The organism is Bradyrhizobium sp. (genome assembly GCF_019244115.1).
GTDB lineage: Bacteria > Pseudomonadota > Alphaproteobacteria > Rhizobiales > Xanthobacteraceae > Bradyrhizobium.
Genome location: NZ_JAFATE010000550.1, coordinates 1 through 3,432, shown reverse-complemented (window position 1 = coordinate 3,432; position 3,432 = coordinate 1). Strand labels below are relative to the sequence as shown.

Here is a 3,432-nt window from a genome sequence, read left to right as displayed (position 1 = left end):
GCCGTTCAGCCCGACCTTGCCGTTGCACCAGGGCTGCGCCGCCACCCACTCGATCGAGTCGTGGAAATCCTTGATCTCGCGCGGCGACAGCAGGTCGAGCTTGCCGGGGCTGCGCCCGGACCCGCGTCCGTCGATGCGGACACAGGCATAGCCGTCGGGAACCCACTTTTCGGGGTCGACGAGCTCCCAGACCTGAAAGGAGGAGGTGGTGCCCTGCTCGATGTCCGGATAGGCGGCCACCATCTTGTCCCAGCTGCCCTTGTAGCCCTGCTGGAACGACAAACCCTTGCCGTACGGACCGGAGGCGACGATCGCCGGGTAGCGCCCCTCCTCTTTCGGCAGGAAGATGTCGGCGCGCAACACCACGCCGTCGTCCATCGTGATCGGCGCATCCCAGATGATGCGCATTCCCAGCCTGTGCTCCAGGCGGGTCTGCCCGTCGGTCTGAACCATTCAGCCATGTTGGCCTTGACTTTACGGTAAAGTCAAACCATCTGAGTCCAACCTCGCCACCGACCCCGCCGCGACGATCGCGGCCAGATTCCTGCTGCGGCAAAAGGAGAATGACAAGGATGAAAAAGCCACAAGCGTACCGGGTCGGCGACGCCACAGTTACCCGTGTCTCGGAGCTGCTGCTTCATGATTTCAAGACGACCGAACTCATCCCGGAATGGAAGCCTGAGCTCACCGCTTGCTTCGAAGAGTGGATGGTCCCTACCTATCTGGACGAGGCTCACACTCATGTGGTGATCAGCACCCATGCGTGGCTTGTGCAGACGCCAGACCACACGTTGCTTGTGGACACCGCGGTCGGCAACGACAAGAAGCGCTCGATTCCCCCATTCGACAGCTTGCGCGAGCCCTTCCTCGAACGGCTCGCCGAGCTCGGTGTCAGGCCGGAGGCGGTCGACTACGTATTGCACACGCACTTGCATTCGGACCACATCGGCTGGAACACGCGGCTGACGGACGGGCGCTGGGAGCCGACCTTCCCCAACGCCCGCACCATCCTGCCCCAGCGGGAGCTCGACCGCTGGGCCGAGCGGGTGGAGAAGGAGGGTGCCGACTCCCCGAAGACGGCACCGTACTTCGACAGCGTCCTCCCCGTGCTGGAGGCGGGCCGAGTCTCGGTGATCGGCCCCGAGGGCGGCACGGCGCTCGACGGCTTCATGTTCCATCCGACGCCGGGCCATTGTTCCGGGCACATGTCCATCGGCCTCTCGTCCGGCGCGGATTACGGCTTCTTCTCGGGCGACGTCATGCACCACCCCATCCAGATAGCTAGGCCGGAGTGGAGCTCCGTATTCAGCGAGGATCACGACAAGGGCCGAGCGTCGCGTCGCTGGGCGCTGAACCACGCGGTGGAAACCGGGGCTCTGGTCTTCACCCCCCACTTCCCGGGATCAAGCGCGGGAAGCGTCTCGCGCACCCCCGAGGGGTTCGCCTGGCGCTTCGCCTGAGCCCGCGGCGACACCGAGCCTTCGCACAACCATCGGAGATGACCGCATGAACGGCGAACGAACCTCCGTCAAAGCGCTGCACGGCATGGTGGCCGCCGGCCATCCCCTCGCCGCCCAGGCGGGGGCGCAGCTGCTGGCGGATGGCGGCAACGCGTTCGACGACGCCGTCGCCGTGGCCGCCGCGCTCGGCGTTGTGGAGCCCGCGATGTCAGGTCTCGCGGGCATGGGCGTGGCCACCTGCTGGATTGCGTCCGAACGGCAGGTGAGGGTGCTCGATTTCATCGGCCACGTCCCCTTCGACTTTCCCTCGGACCGCTTCACGAGAATCGGCCAACTCAACCGCGGCGCGTTCAGCTGCGGCGTCCCCTGCAACCTCGCGGGGTGGGCCGAGCTGATTGCGGCCCACGGCAGGAAGGGTCTCGGCGACGCCCTGGAGCCGGCGGCTGCATCACCCGGCGCGACCTCGCGGCGGTCGACAACTTACGGTTCATTCTTGTTCCGACCCGAAAGTGGGTGGGTTGACGCTCGAATCTCAGCCGATCACGCGTGCCAAATCAAAGGCGCGAAGGTCCGTCGAAACAGGTGATCGCGGCAACCGCACGCGCGTCCGCTTGGTCTTTGCCGATCTTTGTTTCATGGAGTTACGTCATCTTCGCGCCTTCGTTGCTGTCGCCGAGGAACTCTCGTTCAACCAAGCGGCCAAGCGGCTGCGCCTGAGCCAGGCACCGCTCAGCCGCATGATCAGGGCGCTGGAAGAAGAAGCCGGCATGCGCCTGCTGGAGCGCGACCGCAACCGCCAGGTCGCGTTAACAGACGTGGGACAAACGTTCTTGGCCGACGCGCGCCGGGCGTTGGCGACGGCGGACGAGACCTTGCGCCACGCCCGCGAGGCGGCCAGCGGGACACGCGGCCGGCTCAAAGTGGCCGGCATCGCGGCGCTTTCGGTCGCAGCCTTGCCTCCGCTGCTCCAAGCCTTTCGCGCGCGGCATCCGCACGTGGAAGTGTTCTTGGTGGAGATGGAACGCGCCGCGCAACTGACCGCGCTGCGCGACGGCCATGTCCATGTAGGCATCTATCCAAACCTTTCCGTGCCGCGCGACCGGCAGTTCCAAACCCAGCCGCTCTTTGCCTGCCCAATGGTCGCGGTGCTGCCGCCCGGCCATCCTCAAGCAAACAACGATCACAAATCGGATACGTTGGACCTGCACGCCCTGGCTGACGACACCGTCTTGATCCCTGCGCAGAATTACTCTCCCGGCTACGACGAGCGGCTGGAGGTCACCTGCCGCGCCGTTGGTTTCACCCCGGCCGCCACGCACCCGGTGGAGGGCGTGCCCAACCTGCTGGGTATGGTCGCGGCTGGCTATGGAGTTGCACTGCTGCCGGAAGTGCTCGTGCAAGGGCTAGCTCCCCTGTGTCGAACACGCCCGTTGCGTGCTCCGGTGCCGCCCTTTCGCCTGAATTTGCTCTGGCGTCGGCAAAATGAATCACCGGTGCTGCAACAGTTCTTGGCTGTCGCCAAGGAGCTTCGCCAAGCGCGCGATTAGCGGGGATGGCGGCGGTACGAAGCGGGTGACGAGCGATGTGCGGTCGCCCTGCCGGCGACGCCGCACCGTCGGCGCTTGTTGCTAAAAATGAACGCAAAGCAGCGCGAACAAAGCAATTGAAATCTCGTCGGTGTCGGTCGTCCGTCACGAGATGGAAACCGCGCCACGGCCAGAGCTTACCGGCCAGTCGGTCGTCATCACCGGTGCGGCCGGCGGTATTGGCAGCGCCGTGACGGGTCGCTTGCTCGGTCGGGGAGCAAGGGTCTTTGCAACCGACCGCGACCACGACGCCCTCGCCGCGCTGCAGCGGGCGCATCCGTCATCGAACCTGCTTTCCACCGCAAGCCTTGATGTGAGCGACGAGAACCGGTGCGGTGAATTCGCTGCCCGCCTGCGTGCGGAATGGGGGCGAGTGGACGTGCTCG

At 65.6% G+C, this 3,432-nt stretch carries 5 protein-coding genes; 4 read left to right on the top strand and 1 reads right to left on the bottom strand.

Features of this window, described 5'->3' with window-relative positions; all coding sequences use genetic code 11:
- Positions 1-453: CocE/NonD family hydrolase (locus JOZ76_RS24310; protein ID WP_291702803.1), on the bottom strand; the 453-nt coding region annotated here is incomplete at its 3' end.
- A 119-nt stretch (positions 454-572) separates the two neighbouring features.
- On the opposite strand from JOZ76_RS24310, the gene JOZ76_RS24305 reads away from it, so the two are divergent.
- The 4 genes from JOZ76_RS24305 to JOZ76_RS24290 all read left to right on the top strand — a co-directional run.
- Positions 573-1,460, top strand: a complete 888-nt coding sequence (locus JOZ76_RS24305; protein ID WP_291702801.1) for an MBL fold metallo-hydrolase — start codon at positions 573-575, stop codon at positions 1,458-1,460.
- A 46-nt stretch (positions 1,461-1,506) separates the two neighbouring features.
- A complete protein-coding gene (locus JOZ76_RS24300) occupies positions 1,507-2,046 on the top strand; it encodes a gamma-glutamyltransferase (protein ID WP_291702799.1) in 540 nt (179 codons plus the stop codon).
- 25 nt (positions 2,047-2,071) lie between these two features.
- Positions 2,072-3,007 carry a LysR family transcriptional regulator gene (locus tag JOZ76_RS24295; RefSeq protein WP_291702791.1) on the top strand — a complete coding sequence of 312 codons (936 nt, stop codon included), beginning with the start codon at positions 2,072-2,074 and terminating at the stop codon, positions 3,005-3,007.
- A gap of 130 nt (positions 3,008-3,137) precedes the next feature.
- Positions 3,138-3,432, top strand: a 295-nt coding sequence (locus JOZ76_RS24290) for an SDR family NAD(P)-dependent oxidoreductase (RefSeq protein WP_291702789.1), incomplete at its 3' end; no start/stop codon positions are given.

Coding starts and splice junctions, on each gene's coding strand:
- JOZ76_RS24305 (WP_291702801.1), top strand. CDS start 573: ATGAAAAAGCCACAAGCGTACCGGGTCGGCGACGCCACAGTTACCCGT.
- JOZ76_RS24300 (WP_291702799.1), top strand. CDS start 1,507: ATGAACGGCGAACGAACCTCCGTCAAAGCGCTGCACGGCATGGTGGCC.